This is a genomic window from Phenylobacterium sp. (assembly GCF_046291545.1).
Classification (GTDB): domain Bacteria; phylum Pseudomonadota; class Alphaproteobacteria; order Caulobacterales; family Caulobacteraceae; genus Phenylobacterium.
Map to the genome: position 1 here is coordinate 118,213 of NZ_JBKBSM010000002.1, position 19,622 is coordinate 137,834.

The window sequence follows — 19,622 nt, forward strand, 5'->3', positions numbered from 1 at the left end:
GGGGCCCGTCGCCAGGTGCGGCGCCCAAAGGAGGCGGTCGCACGTGGCGGTTCCACGCATTCAGTATTGGTCGCGCTCGGCGTTCGGAGGCGCCGAGGTCGAGGCGAACGCCGCGCGCGCGGCGGCTCTGGGCTTTGATCACGTGATGATCGCCGCGCCGTTTCCCGCCGGCGTGGGCGCCGGTCCTGGCGGCGTGGCTGACCATGACGCCGCCGCGATCGAGCTTGGCGGCGGCTCCGCCGAAACCTTCCTCGCCCAGCGGGCCGCGGCCCTCCGCGGCGCCGGTCTGCGGCTTCTGATGGACCTGGACCTTCGCCGCTTCGGCGTCGGCCATCCGCTGCTGGCGTCGGCGCCGGAGGCCTTCGCCTACTGGCGCGCGCCCTCCGACGAGGCGACCGTCGATCCGCGGCAGCCTGGCGAGGCGCAGGGCCTGGCCTATCCGCGCCTGCGCGATCCGCAAAGCGCCCGCGTCGTCGCCGAATGGTTCGCGCCGCGGCTCTCGGCCTGGGCCGGGCAGGGGTTGGCCGGCGTGCGCATCCTGTGCCCGGGCGAGGCGCCGGCCGCGTTCTGGCGCGACCTTCTCCAGACGGTGCGGGTCCAGGCGCCCGGGTTCCTGGCGATCGCCGACACCCCCGGCCTGGCCCATCCCACCGTCGCCGCCCTGGCGCAGGCGGGGTTCGACTTCACCCTGTCGTCCCTGCCGTGGTGGGACCTGCGCGCCCGCTGGCTCGCCGAAGAGGACGCCGTGCTGCGCGCCGTCGCGCCGCCGATCGCCGCGGTCGAACCGCCCGGCGGGCCAAGGACCGCCGAACGCCTCTCGGGGCCGGCGCACGAGATCGGCCTGGCGTGCGAGCGCCACCTGCTGCTGGCGGCGGCCCTCGGCTCGGGGCTGCTCGCGCCGGCCGACGCAGCCTGCGACGACGAGGCGGTGCGCCGCGCGAACGCGCTCCAGGCGAAGGTCGCAGGCTATCGCGGAGCGCTGCGGCTGCTCACGTCCACCGCGGCCGAGGCCAGCGTGCTTCTGCGTCCCCGCGCGCCCGACGCGCGAACCACCGACGATGCGCTGCTGGTCCTCGTCAATCCTCGGCTCGACCGCCCCGCGGGCGTGGACCCGGCCGAGTTCTTGCCCGGTGCGGGGGCGCAGCTGGCAGGCTTCGAGAACCTCGGCGGCGGGGACGGCCCCTTCGCCGAGCTCGCCCCCGGCGAGGTGCGGGTGCTGGCCGCCCGTCGCGCGGCCCCCATCGCCTCGGCCCGCAAGCGCGGCCGCCACCTCGCCCGCGCGGCCGCCAGGGCGCCGCGCCTGGTGCTGGAGCGCATCACCCCCTCGGTGGACGGCGGCGCCTTCCCGGTGAAGCGGATCGTCGGGGAGCGGGTGCGGGTCGAGGCCGACCTCTTCGCCGACGGCCACGAGCAGCTCGGCGCCGAACTGGGCTGGCGCGCCGCCGACGAGTCCGAGTGGCGCTGGTCGCCCATGGTCGAACTCGGCAACGACCGCTGGCGCGGCGAATTCACGCCCGACCGCCTCGGCCGGCACGTCTTCACGATCCGCGGCTGGCTTGACCGCTTCGGCGGCCTGCGCCGGGACCTGGGCAAGAAGCTTGGCGCGGGCGTCGCCCAGGCGGTCGACTTCATGGAGGGCCGCGCCCTCATCGAGGCGGCCGCCCGGCGCAGCGGCGGCGACCTTGCCGCCGCCCTGGAGGCCGAGCTTCAGGCCTATGACGCCGCCGGCGACGACGACGCCCGCGCCGAGGTGCTGCTGGGCGATGCGCTGCGGGACCTGATGCGCCAGGCCGACGACCGGCCGTTCCTGGTCAGGCTCGATCCGCCCCAGCCGCTGGACGCCGAGCGCCTCGCGGCCCGCTACTCGAGCTGGTACGAGCTCTTCCCCCGCTCGATGAGCGACAGCCCCGAGCGGCACGGGACCTTCGACGACGTCATCGCCCGCCTGCCGGACGTGCGGGAGATGGGGTTCGACACCCTCTACTTCCCGCCGATCCACCCGATCGGGAACACCAACCGCAAGGGCCGCGACAACGCCCTCGCCGCCGAGGCGGGCGACCCCGGCAGTCCCTACGCCATCGGCGCTGCAGAGGGCGGCCACGACGCCATCCATCCGGAGCTGGGCACGCTGGAGGATTTCCTGCGCCTCGTCGGGGCGGCCCGCGAGCATGGGCTGGAGATCGCCCTGGACTTCGCCATCCAGTGCTCGCCGGACCATCCGTGGCTGAAGGACCATCCCGGCTGGTTCGACTGGCGGCCGGACGGCTCGCTCAAGTACGCCGAGAACCCGCCCAAGAAGTACCAGGACATCGTCAACGTCGATTTCTACAAGGACGAGGCGATCCCCGGCCTGTGGATGGCGCTGCGCGACGTGGTCGCCTTCTGGTGCGAGGCGGGGGTGCGCACCTTCCGCGTCGACAATCCCCACACCAAGCCGCTGCCGTTCTGGGAGTGGCTGATCGGCGACATCCGCTCGGTCTGGCCCGACGTCATCTTCCTGTCGGAGGCCTTCACCCGGCCGGCCATGATGTACCGCCTGGCCAAGGTGGGCTTTTCACAGTCCTACACCTACTTCACCTGGCGCCACACCAAGGCCGAGCTGACCGACTACCTCGTCGAGCTGACGACCACCCCGGTGAAGGAGTTCTACCGGCCGCACTTCTTCGTCAACACGCCGGACATCAACCCCTACTTCCTGCAGACCTCCGGCCGCGGCGGCTTCCTGATCCGCGCGGCGCTGGCGGCCACCCTCTCGGGCCTGTTCGGCGTGTACTCCGGCTTCGAGCTCCTGGAGTCCGAGCCCGTGCCGGGCAAGGAGGAGTACCGCGACTCCGAAAAGTACGAGATCAAGCCCAGGGCCTGGCGCCAGCCCGGCGACATCGTCGACGAGATCGCCCAGCTCAACCGCATCCGCCGGGGGCATCCGGCGCTGCAGACGCACCTGGGCGTCGTCTTCTACCCGGCCTTCAACGACCAGGTTCTCTACTACGGCAAGCGCGATCCCTCCGGCCGCGAGATGGTGCTCGTCGCCGTCAGCCTGGACCCGCACAACGCCCAGGACGCCGACATCGAGATTCCGCTCTGGGAGTTCGGCCTGCCCGACGAGGGGGCCTTCGCCGTCGACGACTTGGTCGGCGAGCGCGGCTTCGTCTGGCGCGGCAAGCGCCAGCAGGTCCGCCTGACGCCCGAGCGGCCCTACGCGATCTGGCGCGTCCAGCCGCTTGAGGAGGCGTGGTCGTGAGCCCGGCCGACGGCGCCATGGCCGCCAGCTTCGCCGGGCCCGAGCTGCGCGACGATCCGCTCTGGTACAAGGACGCGGTCATCTACCAGCTCCACGTGAAGTCGTTCTTCGACTCCAATGACGACGGGGTCGGCGACCTGCCGGGGCTGGAAGCGAAACTCGACTACATCGCCGCCCTCGGCGTCACCGCCATCTGGCTTCTGCCCTTCTATCCCTCGCCGCGGCGCGACGACGGCTACGACATCGCCGACTACCGCGGCGTCCATCCCGACTACGGCGACATCGACGACCTGCGCCGGCTGATCGAGGCGGCTCACCAGCGCGGCCTGCGGGTGATCACCGAGCTTGTCATCAACCACACCTCCGACCAGCACGCCTGGTTCCAGGCCGCGCGCCGCGCCCCGCCCGGCTCGCCGGAGCGGGAGCTCTACGTCTGGTCCGACAACGACGCGAAATACGCCGGCACGCGGATCATCTTCTGCGACACCGAGACCTCGAACTGGACCTGGGACCCGGTGGCCGGCGCCTACTTCTGGCACCGCTTCTATTCCCACCAGCCGGACCTCAACTACGACAATCCCAAAGTGCTGGAGGAGATCCTCTCCATCATGCGCTTCTGGATGGAGATGGGGATCGACGGGATGCGCCTGGACGCCATCCCTTACCTCGTCGAGCGCGAGGGGACGAACAACGAGAACCTGCCCGAGACCCATGACGTCCTGAAGCGGATCCGCGCCGAGCTCGACGCCAACTTCCGCAACCGCATGCTCCTGGCCGAGGCCAACCAGTGGCCGGAGGACACCCAGCAGTACTTCGGCGAGGGCGACGAATGCCAGATGGCGTTCCACTTCCCGCTGATGCCCCGGATGTACATGGCCATCGCCCAGGAAGACCGGTTCCCGATCACCGACATCATGCGCCAGACCCCGGAGATCCCGGGCAACTGCCAGTGGGCCGTCTTCCTGCGCAACCACGACGAGCTGACGCTCGAAATGGTCACCAACAAGGAGCGCGACTACCTCTGGAGCGTCTACGCCGCCGACCACAGGGCGCGCATCAACCTCGGCATCCGCCGCCGCCTGGCCCCGCTGATGGAGCGCGACCGCCGCCGCATCGAGCTGATGCACAGCCTGCTGCTCTCCATGCCCGGCACGCCGATCATCTACTACGGCGACGAGATCGGCATGGGCGACAACATCCACCTGGGCGACCGGGACGGGGTGCGCACGCCGATGCAGTGGTCGCCCGACCGCAACGGCGGCTTTTCCCGCGCCGACCCGGCCGAGCTGACCCTGCCCACCCTGATGGACCCGCTCTACGGCTTCCAGGCGGTGAACGTCGAAGCCCAGCTGCGCGACCCCCATTCGCTGCTCAACTGGCTGCGCCGCATGCTGGCCGTGCGCAGCCAGCACCAGGCATTCGGCCGCGGCGCCCTGCGCTTCCTGCGTCCCCACAACCGCAAGATTCTCGCCTACCTGCGCGAATACGAGGGCCGCACCATCCTGGCGGTGGCCAACGTCTCGCGCTCGGCCCAGGCGGTGGAACTGGAACTCGCTGAATTCACCGGCCGGGTGCCGGTGGAGATGACCGCCCGCACCGCCTTCCCGCAGATCGGGCACCTGACCTATCTGCTCACCCTGCCGCCCTACGGCTTCTACTGGTTCGAGCTGTGCGAACATGCCGAGGGCCCGGCCTGGAGCACCTCCTCGGCGGTGGGCCCCGAACTGCACACCTTCGTCCTGCGCGGCGACCTGGCGAGCCTGGCCGAAGCCCCGCACCGCACCATGCTGGAGCGGGAGGTGCTGCCCGGCTACCTGGCCGCCCGCCGCTGGTTCCAGGGCAAGCTCGGTCCCATCGAGGCGGTCTCCCTGGTGGGCGTCCTGCCTGCGCCCGACGGCGAGGACCAGTTCATCGCCGAGCTCGAGGTCCGCGTCGACGGCGAGACCCAGCACTATCTGCTGCCGGTGGGCGTGGCCTGGGAGGACGAGGTCTCGCCGCCCTACAGCGTCGCCCTGGCCCTGGCGCGGGTGCGCCGCGGCGCGCGGGTCGGCCTGCTGACGGACGCGCTCTCCACCCCGGCCTTCCTGGCCAGCCTGGTCCGGGGCCTGGCCGTCAAGGCGCGGGTGGCCTGGGGCGAGGACCAGGTGGTGTTCGATGCCACCGCCTACTGGCCCGCCGAACTGGGCGAGGAGGTGGAGTGGCTGGCGGTCGAGCAGAGCAACAGCTCGGTGCGCCTCGGCGGGGCGGTGGTCCTCAAGCTGCTGCGCCGCGTGACGCCGGGCGTCCATCCCGAGGCCGAGATGACCCGCGTCCTCACCGAGCGCGGCTTCGCCAACATTCCGCCGCTGATGGGCGAGGTGCGCCGCGAGCGCCGCGACGGCCCGCCCGAAACCCTGATGATCGCCCAGGGCTTCGCCTACAACCAGGGCGACGGCTGGGCCTGGACGCTGGACCACCTGCACCTGCGCCTGGACGACGCGCTCAGCCGCGACAACGGCGGCCAGGGCCTCGACCTGGAGGCCTACCTCAACTTCGCCCAGGGCCTCGGCCAGCGGCTGGCCGAGCTGCACGCGGTCCTGGCCCAGCCGACGGACGACCCGGCCTTTGCGCCCGAGACGATGGACGCCGCCGCCGCCGAGGCCTGGGCGCGGGAGATCGCCGCCCGCCTCGACGCCGCCTTTGCGGCCCTTGGCCGGCGGGAGGACTGGGCCGATCCCCAGGAGGCCGAGGCCGCCCGGGCCGTGATCGAAGCCCGCCAGGCCCTTGAGCGGCGCGTGGAGGCCCTTTGCGCCGCCGCCGAAGGCGCCCCGCGCACCCGCATCCACGGCGACCTTCACCTTGGCCAGATCCTCGTCACCGGGAGCGACGTGATGTTCATCGACTTCGAGGGCGAGCCCGCCCGTCCCCTGGCGGCCCGCCGGGCCAAGGCCAGTCCCATGCGCGATCTCGCCGGGGTGCTGCGGTCCCTGGACTATGCGGCGGCCAAGGCGCTGCAGACCGCCCCGCCCGAGGCCCAGGTCGACCGGCTTGCGGCCGACCTCCTGGCGCCGTTCCCGGTCCTGGCCGCCGAGGCGGTCGTCACCGGCTACCTGGACGCGGGCGGACGCCTCTCCGAGCCCCTCCTGGAACTCTCGCTGATCGAGAAGGCGGCCTACGAGGTGGCCTATGAGGCCGCCAACCGGCCGGACTGGCTCGCCGTGCCGATGCGCGGCCTGCTTGGGCTCGCCAGGACCGCCGAGGGCGCGGCATGACGGCGCTCGGCGGCGACATGCTCGAGGCGATGAAGGCCGCGCTGCTCGACGGACGGCTCACCGATCCCTTCGCCCTCCTGGGCCCGCATCCGGACGGGGAGGGGCTGCTGGTGCGCACCTGCCAGCCGGGCGCCCTGGCGGTCACCGCGATCCAGGGGCGCAAGAAGGTCGCGCTGCAGGAAGAGGCGCCGGGCCTGTTCGTCGGGCGCCTGCCGAAGGCCGGCCCCTACCGCTACCGCGTCGAATGGCCCGGCGCGGTCCAGGAGACGGAGGACCCCTACGCCTTCGGCCTCGTCCTCGGGGACCTTGACCTGCACCTGTTCGCCGAGGGCTCGCATTGGGACCTCGCCGAGCGGCTGGGCGCGGCGCCGCGGGAGATGGACGGCGTCGCCGGCGTCGCCTTCTCGGTCTGGGCGCCCAACGCGCGCCGGGTCTCGGTGGTGGGCGACTTCAACGCCTGGGACGGCCGGCGCCATCCCATGCGCCTTCGCTATCCCACCGGGGTGTGGGAACTGTTCGTCCCGCGCCTCGGCGCGGGCGAGCGCTACAAGTTCGAGATCGTCGGTCCCGACGGCCACACCCTGCCGCTACGGGCCGATCCCCTGGCCCGACGCACCGAGGCGCCGCCGGCCACCGCCTCGATCGTCGCCGCCCCGCTCCAGCACGCCTGGGCCGACGAGGAATGGATGCGCCTGCGCGCCGCCCGCCAGGCGCCGGACGCGCCGATCTCCATCTACGAGCTGCATCCCGCTTCGTGGCTGCGGCCCCAAGGCGAGCCGCACGGGGTCCTGGACTGGGACGAAATGGCCCGGCGCCTGCCGGCCTACGCCGCTGACCTCGGCTTCACCCACATCGAGCTCCTGCCGATCATGGAGCATCCGTTCGGCGGCTCGTGGGGCTACCAGCCGCTGTCGCAGTTCGCCCCCAGCGCCCGCTTCGGCGCGCCCGAGGCGTTCGCCCGCTTCGTCGACGCCTGTCACCGCCAGGGCCTCGGCGTCATCCTGGACTGGGTGCCCGGCCACTTCCCCACCGACGCGCACGGCCTCGCCCAGTTCGACGGCACCGCCCTCTATGAGCACGCCGACCCGCGGGAGGGATTTCACCAGGACTGGAACACGGCGATCTACAACCTCGGCCGGCGCGAGGTGGAAGGCTTCCTGATCGCCAGCGCCCTCTACTGGCTCGAGACCTTCCACGTGGACGGGCTGCGCGTCGACGCGGTCGCCTCCATGCTCTACCGCGACTACAGCCGCGACCCGGGCGAGTGGGTGCCGAACAAGTATGGCGGGCGCGAGAACCTGGAGGCCATCGCGTTCCTCAAGCGGCTGAACGGCGTGGTGCGCGAGCGCTGCCCCGGCGCCGTCACCCTGGCCGAGGAATCCACCGCCTGGCCCGGCGTCACCGCGCCCCTGCAGGACGGGGGGCTGGGCTTTCACTACAAGTGGAACATGGGGTGGATGCACGACACCCTGCACTATCTCGCCCGCGATCCGATCCACCGGCGCTGGCACCACGGCGAGATGACCTTCAGCCTGGTCTACGCCTTCAGCGAGCGCTTCGTGCTGCCGCTGTCCCACGACGAGGTCGTGCACGGCAAAGGCTCGCTGCTGAACAAGATGCCGGGCGACCGCTGGCGCCGCTTCGCCAACCTTCGCGCGCTCCTGGCCTTCATGTGGAGCCACCCGGGCAAGAAGCTGCTCTTCATGGGCGGCGAACTGGCCCAGGAGAGCGAGTGGAGCCACGACGCCGAAATCCCCTGGGGGCTGTTGCAGGCGCCCGAGCATGCCGGCGTCCAGCGCCTTGTGCGCGACCTGAACCGACTCTACGCCGCCGAGCCGGCCCTGCACGAAATGGACGCCGAGGGCGCGGGCTTCCACTGGCTCGTCGGCGACGACGCCGCCAACAGCGTCTTCGCCTACCTGCGCCTGGCCCGCGACGGCTCCCCCGTCCTGGTCGCCCTGAACCTGACCCCCGAACCGCGCCAGGCCTACCGGCTCGGCGCGCCCGTCGCCGGCCCGTGGCGTGAGCTCCTCAACACCGATTCCGAACTCTACGGCGGCGGCAACCTCGGAAACGGCGGGGCGGTCCAGGCCCTCTACCAACCGTGGGGCGGCCAGCCCTGCGCCCTCGATCTCATGATCCCGCCCCTCGGGGCGGTGATCCTCAAGCCGGATGTTTCTGCGTGAGTGCGCTTCCAGACCGGCTTGAGCCGGGCGCCCCCTATCCCCTCGGCGCCACGTTCGACGGGCTCGGGGTCAATTTCGCGGTCTTCTCGGCCCATGCGGAGATGATGGAGCTGTGCCTGTTCGAGGCGACGGGCCGGCGCGAGATCGCCCGCTATCCCCTGCCCGAATGGACCGACGAGGTCTGGCACGGCTACCTGCCCGACGCCAGGCCGGGCCTGCTCTACGGCTTCCGCGCCCACGGCCGCTACGCGCCCCAGGAGGGCATGCGGTTCAACCCCAACAAGCTGCTTCTCGACCCCTACGCCAAGCGCCTGGCCGGGCAGCTGCGCTGGACCGACGCCCTGTTCGGCTATCGGCTGAACTCGGCCCGGGCCGACCTGTCCTTCGACCGGCGCGACTCCGCGCCGGCCATGCCCAAGGCGGTGGTGACCGCCAACAGCTTCGACTGGAGCGCCGACCAGCGTCCCAATACGCCGTGGTCCGAGACGGTGATCTACGAATGCCACGTCCGCGGCATGACGCGGCTGCTGGAAGAGGTGACGCCGCCCGAGCGCGGCGCCTTCGCGGCCCTGTCCCACCCCTCGGTGATCGACCATCTGCGCCGGCTTGGGGTCACGGCGGTCGAGCTGCTGCCGATCCACAGCTACGTCCAGGACCGCCGCCTGCAGGAGCTCGGGCTCACCAACTACTGGGGCTACAACACCCTGTCGTTCTTCGCGCCCGAGGCCCGATACCTGTCGTCGGGTGATCAGGACGAACTGCGCGTGGCGGTCCGCCGGCTCCACGCGGCCGGGATCGAGGTGATCCTGGACGTCGTCTACAACCACACGGCCGAAGGCAGCGAGCTTGGGCCCACCCTGTCGTTCCGCGGCCTGGACAACGCCACCTACTACCGTCTGGTCGAGAGCAACCCGCGCCACTGCATCAACGACACGGGCACCGGCAACACCCTGAACTTCGCCAAGGCGCGGGTGGTGCAGATGGTCGCCGACTCCCTGCGCTATTGGGCCACCTCCTACGGCGTCGACGGCTTCCGCTTCGACCTCGGCGTCACGCTCGGGCGCACCGGCCACGGGTTCGACCCCGGCGCTAGCCTGTTCGACGTCCTGCGCCAGGACCCGCTGCTGCAGAAGCTGAAGCTGATCTCCGAGCCGTGGGACATCGGCCCCGGCGGCTATCAGCTCGGCCACCATCCGCCCAGTTTCGCCGAATGGAACGACCGCTTTCGCGACGGGGTGCGGCGCTACTGGCGCGGCGACGAGGCCCAGCGGCCGGAGCTGGCCGCCCGCCTCTCGGGCTCGGGCGACCTGTTCGACCGGCGCGCGCGCCGCCCCTGGGCCAGCGTCAACTTCCTCACTTCGCACGACGGCTACACCCTGGCCGACCTCGTCTCCTATGAGGAGCGGCACAACGAAGCCAACGGCGAGCACAACCACGACGGCCATCAGCACAACTTCTCGCGCAACTGGGGCTTCGAGGGGCCGACCGCCGATCCGCGCATCAGGCACGTGCGCGAGCGTGTCCGCCGCTCGATGCTGCTCACCCTCTTCGCCTCCCTCGGCACGCCCATGCTGCTTGGGGGCGACGAGTTCGGGCGCACGCAGGGCGGCAACAACAACGCCTACGCCCAGGACAACGAGATCTCCTGGTTCGACTGGAAGCTGGCCCGCTCCGCCGCGGGGCGGGAACTCACCGACTACGTCGCCGGCCTGATCGCCCTGCGCCGGCGGTACCCGATCCTGCGCAGCAGCCAGTTCCTCTACGGCCAGTCCGAGATCGCCCCCGGCGTCCTGGACGTCGACTGGTTCGACGAGCGCGGTCTCAGGCTCTCGCCCGACGACTGGGACAACGCCGCTGGACGGGCGCTGAACATGCGCCGGGCGCACCGGCGCGAGGACGGGCGCGTGGAGGTGGTCAGCCTGCTGCTGAACGCCTCCGAATCCCGCCTGCTGTTCAACCTGCCGCCGCCGGTGGCCCACGGGCGGGTTCTGGTCGACACCGCCGAACCGCACATCCGCGAGCGGCCCACCGACGGGCGGGTGCTGGTCGCCGACCGGGCCGCCGTGCTGATCGTCGCCGAACTCGAGGCCGACCCCGCCGGCGGGAGGCCTTCGCCATGAGCGCTTCCACCTTTCGGCCGGCCTTCGGCGCCCAGGCCCTGGGGCCCGACCGGGTCCGCTTCCACCTTTGGGCGCCTGCCGCGTCCCGGGTGGAGGTCGTCTTCCAGGACGGCCGGACCTGTCCCTTGGAGCCGGCAGGGCAGGGCGCGTTCGTCGGCGAGGCTTCCGCCCGCGCCGCCGCGGGCTACCGCTACCGCATCGACGGGGGGACCGAGGTCCCCGACCCCGCCGCCCGGGCCCAGACCGGCGGCCCGCATGGCTGGAGCCTCACCCCCGGCGCCGAACCCTATCCCTGGCGCCATGCCGATTGGGCGGGCCGGCCATGGGAGGAGGCCGTGGTCTACGAACTCCATCCCGGCCTGATGGGAGGCTTCGAGGGGGTGGCGCGGGAGCTGCCGCGCCTCGCCGACCTCGGTGTCACCGCCGTGGAGCTCATGCCGGTCAACCAGTTTCCCGGTGCGCGGAACTGGGGCTACGACGGCGTGCTGCCCTATGCGCCGGCGGAGGCCTACGGCGGTCCGGACGGGCTCAAGGCGCTGGTGGACCGCGCCCACGGCCTTGGCCTCATGGTCCTGCTCGACGTGGTCTACAACCACTTCGGCCCCGACGGGAACTTCCTGGGGCTCTATGCGCCGCAGTTCTTCCGCGACGACCTCGACACGCCCTGGGGCGTCGCCATCGACTTCCGCCGTCCGCAGGTCCGCCGCTTCTTCACCGACAACGTGCTCTACTGGCTGAGCGAGTTCCGGCTGGACGGCTTGAGGTTCGACGCCGTCCACGCGATCTCCGAGCCGGACTGGCTGGACGAGACCGCCGCGGCGGTCCGCTCCGCCATCTCCGACCGGCAGGTCCACCTCGTCCTGGAGAACGACGCCAACGACGCCGAGCGGCTGCGGCGCGGCTACGACGCCCAGTGGAACGACGACTTCCACCACGTCATGCACGTGATGCTCACCGGCGAGCGCGGCGGCTACTACGGCGACTACGCCGAGCACCCCGCCGAGCGCCTGGCGCGGGCTCTGTCGCAGGGGTTCGTCTATCAGGGCGAGGGCTCCGCCCATCGCGGCGGCGAGGCGCGCGGCCAGCCCAGCGGCGACCTCGCCCCCACGGCCTTCGTCGACTTCCTGCAGAACCACGACCAGACCGGCAACCGCGCCCTGGGCGAACGCCTGGCCGTCCTGGCGCGGCCGCAAGCGCTGCGCGCGGCCTCCGCGCTGGTCCTCCTATCGCCGTCGATCCCGATGATCTTCATGGGCGAGGAGGTCGGCTCGCGCTCGCCCTTCCTCTATTTCACCGACCATGAGCCCGGGCTGGCCGAGGCGGTTCGCGAGGGCCGCCGGCGCGAGTTCGCCAGCTTCCCCGAGTTCGCCGATCCCGCCGCGCGCAGCCGGATCCCCGATCCGAACGCGCTCAAGACCTTCGAGCGCTCGCGTCCTGCGCCAGGGCCCGACGCGGCCGAATGGACCGCCCATCACCGCGACCTGCTGACCCTGAGGCGGCGCGCGGTGGTCCCGCGCCTGGCGGGCGCAAAGGCCGAGGGCGCCCAGGCGGTCGGCGCCGCCGCGGTGGCGGCGCGCTGGCGCATGGGCGATGGGGCGCGCCTGACGCTGGCCCTCAACCTGGCGCAGACGCCGGTCGACCTCGCCGGTCGTCCGGCCGCCGACCCGCTGGCCCTGATCGGCGCTCTCGAGGGCGGACGGCTTGGCGGCGACAGCTTCGTCGCCTGGCTGGAGCCTGCGGCTTGACGAGCGCCCTTCATGCGTTGGCCGCCGAGGCGGGCCTCCTGGTCGACTGGGAGGACGCCATGGGGCGCCCCCAGACGGTGTCGGACGAGACCTTGCGGGCCGTCCTGGCCACGCTGGAGCTCCCCGCCGGCACCGAGCGCCAGGCCCGCGACAGTCGCCGCGCCCTGGCCGAACGCCGCCGCCACGATGCGGCCGGCTTCCTCACCGCCGACGCGGGCGAGGCCGTCGAGATCCCCTGGCCCCAGGCCGCCGGACGGGCGGTCCTGATCTTCGAGGACGGGTCGCGCCAGGACGTGACCCTTGAACCTGCGGGCGGGGGCGTGCGCCTGCCGCCGGTCGGCCGCCCCGGCTACCATCGCCTCGAAGCCGGCGCCCTTGCGGCCACGATCTGCGTGGCCCCGGCCCGCGCCTGGCGGCCGCCGCGGCCGGGCTGGGGCGTGTCGGTCCAGCTCTACGCCCTGCGCGCGGGGCGGGGCGGCGCCTTCGGCGACTTCACCGCCGCCGCCGAGTTCGCCGAAGCCGCGGGCCGGGCCGGCGCCGACGCGGTGGCCATCAGCCCCGTCCACGCCCCGTTCCTGGCCGATCCCTCCCGCTACAGCCCCTACGGCCCCTCGACGCGGCTGTTCCTGAACGGCCTCTTCGCCGACCCCGAGCCGGTGACGGGAACGCCCCTGCGCCGCTCGCCCCATCCCGAACCCCTGGTCGACTGGGCCAAGGCCTGGCCCGCCCGCGTGGCCGATCTGCGCGCGGCGTTTGCGGCGTTCGGGGCTGACCACCCCCGGCGCGGCGAGTTCGAGGCCTTCCGCACGGCGGGCGGCGAGGACCTGGAGGGCCACGCCCGGTTCGAGGCGCTGCACGGCCATTTCCTGCGCCAGAACGGCGCGCGCGGCTGGCCCGACTGGCCGGCGGCCTACCAGGACCACGCCGGCCCGGCGGTGGCCGCCTTCGCCCGCGAGCACGCCGGCGAGGTCGGCTTCCACGCCTTCCTCCAATGGCTCGCGGCCCAGGGTCTCGACGCCGCCCAGGCCCGGGCGCGGGCCGGCGGCATGAGCATCGGGCTGATCGCCGACCTGGCGGTGGGGATGGACCCGGGGGGCAGCCACGCCTGGAGCCGGCCGCGCGACCTGCTGCGGGGGCTGCACGTCGGCGCCCCGCCCGACTACTTCCAGGCCCGCGGACAGGACTGGGGCCTGGCCGCCTTTTCTCCGGAAGCCCTGCGCCGCACCGGCTTCGAGGGCTTCCTGGCGACCCTGCGCGCGGCCATGGCCCACGCTGGCGGCGTGCGCATCGACCACATCCTGGGCCTGCGCCGGCTGTGGCTGATCCCCACGGGCGCCGAGGCGCTGGAGGGGGTCTACCTCAACTACCCATTCGAGGACCTCATGCGCCTGGCCGTGCTGGAGTCGCAGCGCCGCCGGGCGCTGGTGATCGGCGAGGACCTGGGCACCGTGCCCGAGGGCTTCCGCGACGCCCTGGCGGCCCGTGGCCTGCTGGGCCTGAGCGTGCTGCCGTTCGAGCGCGACGAGGACGGCTTCACCCGCTCCAGCGGCTGGCGCCCGGCGAGCGTGGCGATGACCACCACCCACGACCTGCCGACCCTGACCGGCTGGTGGACCGGGCGCGACCTCGACTGGGCCGCGCGCATCGGCGCTGCGCCGAAGGAGGTCGCCCGACGGCGGACCGAGCGCCAGGCCGAGCGCGCCGACCTGTGGCGCGCCATGGCCAAGGAGGGCTGCGCGGCCGGACCTGCGCCGGCCGCGGCCGACCCGTCGCCGGCGGTGGACGCGGCCGTGCGCTTCGTCGCCGCCGCGCCGACGCCGCTGGCCCTGCTGGCGGCCGAGGACCTGCTGGGCGAGCCCGAGCAGCCGAACATCCCGGGCACCATGGACGAGCACCCTAACTGGCGCCGGCGCCTGCCGGTGACCGGCCCGGACCTCTTCGCCGCGCCCCAGGCCGCCCCGCGGATCGCGGCGATGAACGCGCGCAGGCGGCCATGAGCTTTGCCGCCACCTACCGCCTGCAGCTGCACGTGGGCTTCACCTTCGACGACGCCGCGGCGATCGCGCCCTACCTGGCCCGGCTCGGGGTCAGCCACGTCTACGCCTCGCCGGTCGCCACGGCGCGGTCGGGCTCGGCGCACGGCTACGACGTGGTCGACGCGACGCGGATCAACCCCGAGCTCGGCGGCGAGGCCGGCTTCGTCCGGCTGGCCGAGGCCCTGCGGCGGCAGGGGCTCAGGCTGCTTCTGGACATCGTGCCCAACCACATGGGCGTGGGCGGAGCGGACAACGGCTGGTGGCTGGACGTCCTGGAGCACGGCCGCACCAGCGCCTACGCGCGGTTCTTCGACATCGACTGGGACCCGCCCGACCCGGCGCTGGCGGGCAAGGTCGCCGCCCCGTTCCTCGGCGCGCCCTACGGCGAGGCGCTGGCGGCCGGCGACATCGTCCTGAAGGGCGGGGCCGAGGACCTTTCGGCCTGGGCCTACGGCCACCACCGCCTGCCGATCCGCCCGCAGGACCGGCCCGAGGCGCTGGCCGCGGGGCCGGCGGCCTTCGACCCGGCGAACGCCGAGGGCCGGGCGCGGCTGCATGCGCTTCTGGAGCGCCAGCACTGGCGGCTCGCCTGGTGGCGCACGGCCGGCGACGAGATCAACTGGCGGCGGTTCTTCGACATCACCGAGCTGGCGGCCCTGCGCATCGAGGACCCGGCGGTGTTCGACGCGGTCCACGCCCTGCCGCTGAGGCTCTACGCCGAGGGGCTGGTCGACGGGCTGCGGGTGGACCACGTCGACGGCCTGGCCGACCCCGGCGGCTACTGCGCCCGGCTGCGGGGCGAGCTCGACGCGCGCCGCCCCGGCGGCTGGCTGGTGGTGGAGAAGATCCTGGCGCCCGGCGAGACCCTGGACCCGGCCTGGGGCTGCGACGGCGACACCGGCTACGCCTTCATGGACGAGGTGGGCGCCCTGCTGCACGACCCAGCGGGGGCGGCGGCGCTCACCGCCCTGTGGCGCGAGGCGAGCGGGCGCGCCCTCGACTTCCACGCCGAGGAGCGGGCCGCCCGGCTGGAGCTGATCGACCGCGCCTTCGCCGGCCAGCTCGGCGCCGCCGCCCGCGCCTTCCATCGCCTGGCCCGCAGCGACCTCGCCACCCGCGACCTGACGGAGGCGGCCCTGGCCCGGACCCTGACGGCGCTGCTCGCCGCCTTTCCCGCCTACCGCACCTATGCGCAGGGCCGGCCGGCGGGCGAGGCCGACCGCGCCCGCCTGGCCGCTGCGCTGGAGGGGGCGCGCCCGCTGATCGCCCCGGGCGAAGGCGCCGCCGCCCGCCAGGCGGCCGAGTGGCTGGCCGGGGCGGGGCCGGGCGATCCCCCCTTGGCGGCCGAGGCGGCCCGGCGCTTCCAGCAGCTCTCCGCCCCGCTGGCGGCCAAGTCGGTGGAGGACACCGCCTTCTACCGCTACGGCCGGCTCCTCTCGCGCAACGAGGTGGGCGCCGACCCCGGCCGCTTCAGCCTGGAGCCCGCCGGCTTCCACGCCGCCGCCGCCCGCCGGGGACGCGAGACGCCGCGGGCCCTGATCGCCACCGCCACCCATGACCACAAGCGCGGCGAGGACGTGCGCGCGCCTGGCCGTGCTGAGCGAGTACGCGCAGGACTGGGCCAAGGCGGTCGGCCGCTGGCGGGCGGCGAGCGGGGCGGCCGGCGCCGGGATCGCCGGCGGCGACGAGGCCCAGCTCTACCAGACCCTCCTCGGCGCCTGGCCGCCGGGGCTGGCGGCGGACGACGCGGCCGGCCTTGCCGCCTATGGCGAGCGGGTGCTCGGCTGGTGGCGCAAGGCCCTGCGCGAGGCCAAGCTCGCCACCTCCTGGACCGCGCCGGACGCCGGCTACGAGGCCGCCTGCGAGGCCTTCCTCGCCCGGCTGACGGGGAGCGCCGCGCTCTACCCCCTGCGCGCGGAGATCGCCGCCTTCGCCGCGCGGATCGAGGCGGCCGGCCGGGCCAACGGCCTCGTCCAGGCCTTCCTCAAGTGCGTCTGCCCCGGGGCGCCGGACATCTACCAGGGCTGCGAGTTCGCCGACCTCTCCCTTGTGGACCCGGACAACCGCCGGCCGGTGGACTACGCCGCCCGCGCCGCGGCCCTCGAGCGGGGGGCGCGGGCGAGCCCGGCCGCGGCCCTGGCCGCCGGCGACTACGACGGCGCCAAGCAGGGGCTGATCGCCGGCGCCCTGGCCGCGCGGCGGGCGCACGCGGACGCCTTCGCGGGGGCCGATTACGCGCCGCTGGCGGCGAGCGGGCCGCGGGCCGCGCACGTTCTCGCCTTCCGGCGCGGGCCGGTGGTCTGCGCGGCGGCGATCCGCACGGCGCGGGCCCTGGAGGGGCGCGCGACGCCGCCGGCGGACTGGTGGGGGGAGACGGCGATCGAGGTTCCCGGCCCCTGGCGCGATCCGCTCTCCGGGACGGAAGGGTGGGGGACGGAAGGGGAGAGGGGAGACGGGCGCGGGGGAGCGGCGCCGGCGCGCGAGCTGTTCGCGGCCCTGCCGGTGGCGCTGATCCTGCCCCGGTGAGCCGGCGGCTCAGCCGGAGGGCTGCGGCGGCGGGGCGCCCGAGCTGGCGAGGCCGCCCAGGCCGTCGCCCGGACCGTCCAGGTCATGGTCCCCGGCGCCGCGCCGGCCGTCGTCCGTGCCGTCGCCCATGTCGTGGGAATCGTTGGCGGGGGCCCCGCCGAGGGCTTCGGCCGACAGGTTGAGCTCGCCGCGCAGGCGGCCGATCACCGCGTCCAGCGGGCCGGACGACAGGCGCTCGAACAGCACCTCCTCGGAGAGCAGGGTCTCCAGGTCCTCCAGCAGGGCCTCGGCCTCGGCGCCGTCGGCCTCGTTCCAGATCTCGCAGGCCAGGGCGTGGCGCACCTGCGGCAGGCGGATCTCGTCGAGCTCGCGCCGGCGATGGCCCTGCACCCGGCGCACCACGGCCTGCTCCCGGGCGAGCCGGGATTCCAGCGCCAGGGTCAGGCGCACGCTGCGGGAAATCCGGTGAAAAGCCAGGGCCAGGCCCTCGGCCGCCTCGGGCGTTTCCGCGGCCTGCGCCCGGCCCGCCAGGACCCGCGCCAACCCCATCCCGATCTCGGCCAGCTCCGCCAACTGGGCGGTGTGCCTGTCCTGCATCTCCTCGGGATCGACCATGAACAAAAAGAGAACATAGGTCGAGGGGAGAGTCAAGGATTATTGGCTGGCGACGCGGCGGCGAGGGTCTGAAGGGGGCTCTTTGCCGACCATCGGAGTGTCCGCTCTAGATCGGCCTTTGAAGGGACCGCCGCGAGCTTCGAGGAACGTCGTGCGTGCCGTGGGGCACCGCGCTCCCCGCTAGCGCGCACATGCTGCTCACATCCCCAGAAAAAACCAGTAGGATCGGCGAATGGCCGCCATTGGTATCCTCATAGCCTCCGCGCAATATAAGCACGAGTCGAAGCTCTCATGCTGCCCGGCGGATGTGGAGACACTCGCCTCGCTCCTCGAGTCGACTGGGCGTTTCGATGCAGTCCACACGTTCGTCGACTGCGACGCTGCCGCTTTGAAGGGTAACCTCCGTGACATCCTGCAGCCGCTGCACGGGCTCGATGAACTCTTCTTTTATTACTCAGGCCATGGGTACGCCGAAGAGGGGGAATTCTTCCTCTGCCCGGTGGATTTCGACCGCGAACGCCCCAACGTGACGGGACTCTCCGACACCGAACTGTTGGTACTGATACGGGATGCATCGCCCGCACTCACTGTGCAGGTCATCGATGCGTGCCAGTCGGGGACGCGCCTCTTGAAGTCGAGTGACGAGCTCTTCCCGGCCAGGGAACCCGAACTGAAGAACCTAGTCAGGATCGCGGCATGCGGGGAGACCGAGGATGCAATTGCGGGGTCGCAGCTCAGCCCCTTCACCGAACGGTTCTGCCTCGCCGCTGCGCCAGCGCGCGAAGGTCCAGTCTATTACATGGACATCATCACCGCCCTTCGAGATGAGTACCGGCGCAACCCAGATCGCGCACCGCAGTTCGTGCTGCAGGGTGCTGGTCGAGACACATTCGTCGACGACGCTCAAAAGCTCGCGGCCTTCCGATCTAAACTGACCTACGGCTGGGATGAAGCCGTCGAGGGGGATGCTGGGACCGTGGAGCCCGTTCCCACAGCACCTGTTCCAACGCTTGCTGATCGGCTCGCTGAATTGGATGCGCGGATGGCCAAGAAAGAGGATGTCCCGGCTTACATCGATCGGCTCTTCGACGGTCTTCTTCATCGCTTGAGGGCTGAGGGATTTGGAGACGCCTTCGATCTGGCCGTGGCTGAACACAAGAGCTTCCACGAGCAGACAACACGCGGGTTCATCATCCGCGTGTTGAATCAAGAGCAGCGGCCGGATGAATTCGTCACGGCTACGATTACGAAACACAGGAAGAAGCACCGCAGTACGCTCTTCCCAGACTTTTCTGCTCTCACGCTTGCCTTTTCTTCGGACGATGAGGTGTCGGAGACTTGGCACCTCGAGCTAAATATGGCGATGGATCGAGCGCAACTACGCATTACCTTGACGCCTAGGTACTCAGTCCTGCAACGCGTGGTTTTGGTAGTGAGTTGCGCACCTAGTCTGGAGCACTGCTACGTGTTCGAGCTTGGAACGCGCCATCCCCGCACCGACTGGGACAATTTCGCGGTGGAAGGGATGGAGTTCACCCGCCGGTGGTACAAAGAGCCTTGGACTGGTGATCCCGGTCCGCTGATCGAGAAGATCGTCGGCAAGCTCGTAGCCGACGTTGAGGCCCTCATCGAGGAGACGACAAGTCGTCTTAGCACCGACTGATTCAGGCCTCTCACGTCCGACGGGCCGTGCTTCGCGAACCTCCGGCCGGAGAGGTGCTGTAGAGGCGCCAGTGGAAAACAACGGCTCCAAAGCGAGGCTATTGATTTAGCGCTTGTTCGGGCTCATAGCGGCGATTGGGAATTTCTGTTTCTGGAAACGTCCCCAACTTCTGTACTGGGCGTGAATGCCTGCTGGACGCCTTGCGGGTTCAGCCCGGAACGCGATTTCGCTATAGTTGC

The 19,622-nt window shown here is 72.2% G+C and carries 9 protein-coding genes and 1 pseudogene; 9 read left to right on the forward strand and 1 reads right to left on the reverse strand.

The genetic code is table 11. The annotated features are described in order from the left end of the window. Positions 1 to 43: 43 nt before the first annotated feature. The 8 genes and pseudogenes from ACK4YQ_RS07095 (at position 44) to ACK4YQ_RS07130 (ending at position 17,105) form a co-directional block, all read left to right on the forward strand. Entirely contained in the window at positions 44 to 3,241 is a 3,198-nt protein-coding gene (locus ACK4YQ_RS07095) for a maltotransferase domain-containing protein (RefSeq protein ID WP_409609764.1), read from the forward strand. Further along, the gene (gene treS, locus ACK4YQ_RS07100; protein WP_409609766.1) at positions 3,238 to 6,492 is read left to right on the forward strand and encodes a maltose alpha-D-glucosyltransferase; all 3,255 of its coding nucleotides are present in this window, start codon (positions 3,238 to 3,240) and stop codon (positions 6,490 to 6,492) included. Before ACK4YQ_RS07095 ends, treS begins: the two co-directional genes overlap by 4 nt. After that, on the forward strand, positions 6,489 to 8,678 hold the full coding sequence (glgB, locus tag ACK4YQ_RS07105; protein ID WP_409609768.1) for a 1,4-alpha-glucan branching protein GlgB: 2,190 nt from the start codon (positions 6,489 to 6,491) through the stop codon (positions 8,676 to 8,678). The genes treS and glgB overlap by 4 nt, the downstream gene beginning before the upstream one ends. Continuing rightward, positions 8,675 to 10,798 carry a glycogen debranching protein GlgX gene (gene glgX, locus ACK4YQ_RS07110; protein WP_409609770.1) on the forward strand — a complete coding sequence of 708 codons (2,124 nt, stop codon included), beginning with the start codon at positions 8,675 to 8,677 and terminating at the stop codon, positions 10,796 to 10,798. Before glgB ends, glgX begins: the two co-directional genes overlap by 4 nt. Further along, positions 10,795 to 12,543 (forward strand): malto-oligosyltrehalose trehalohydrolase, encoded by a 1,749-nt coding sequence (gene treZ / locus ACK4YQ_RS07115; RefSeq protein WP_409609772.1) that lies wholly within the window; start codon positions 10,795 to 10,797, stop codon positions 12,541 to 12,543. Before glgX ends, treZ begins: the two co-directional genes overlap by 4 nt. Then, positions 12,540 to 14,540, forward strand: coding sequence for a 4-alpha-glucanotransferase (gene malQ, locus ACK4YQ_RS07120; protein ID WP_409609774.1), 2,001 nt, complete (start codon positions 12,540 to 12,542; stop codon positions 14,538 to 14,540). Before treZ ends, malQ begins: the two co-directional genes overlap by 4 nt. Continuing rightward, positions 14,537 to 16,153: pseudogene (gene treY, locus ACK4YQ_RS07125) on the forward strand (malto-oligosyltrehalose synthase); the annotation flags it as partial. The gene malQ and the pseudogene treY, both read left to right, overlap by 4 nt. 19 nt (positions 16,154 to 16,172) lie before the next feature. Further along, positions 16,173 to 17,105: a hypothetical protein gene (locus ACK4YQ_RS07130; RefSeq protein WP_409610688.1), complete on the forward strand. Its 933-nt coding sequence runs from the start codon at positions 16,173 to 16,175 to the stop codon at positions 17,103 to 17,105. A 9-nt stretch (positions 17,106 to 17,114) separates the two neighbouring features. Here the strand turns inward: ACK4YQ_RS07130 and ACK4YQ_RS07135 are convergent, their stop codons facing one another. Next, positions 17,115 to 17,726 carry a hypothetical protein gene (locus ACK4YQ_RS07135; protein WP_409609776.1) on the reverse strand — a complete coding sequence of 204 codons (612 nt, stop codon included), beginning with the start codon at positions 17,724 to 17,726 and terminating at the stop codon, positions 17,115 to 17,117. Between the two features lie 226 nt (positions 17,727 to 17,952). On the opposite strand from ACK4YQ_RS07135, the gene ACK4YQ_RS07140 reads away from it, so the two are divergent. Then, the gene (locus ACK4YQ_RS07140; protein WP_409609778.1) at positions 17,953 to 19,383 is read left to right on the forward strand and encodes a caspase domain-containing protein; all 1,431 of its coding nucleotides are present in this window, start codon (positions 17,953 to 17,955) and stop codon (positions 19,381 to 19,383) included. Positions 19,384 to 19,622: the final 239 nt, after the last annotated feature.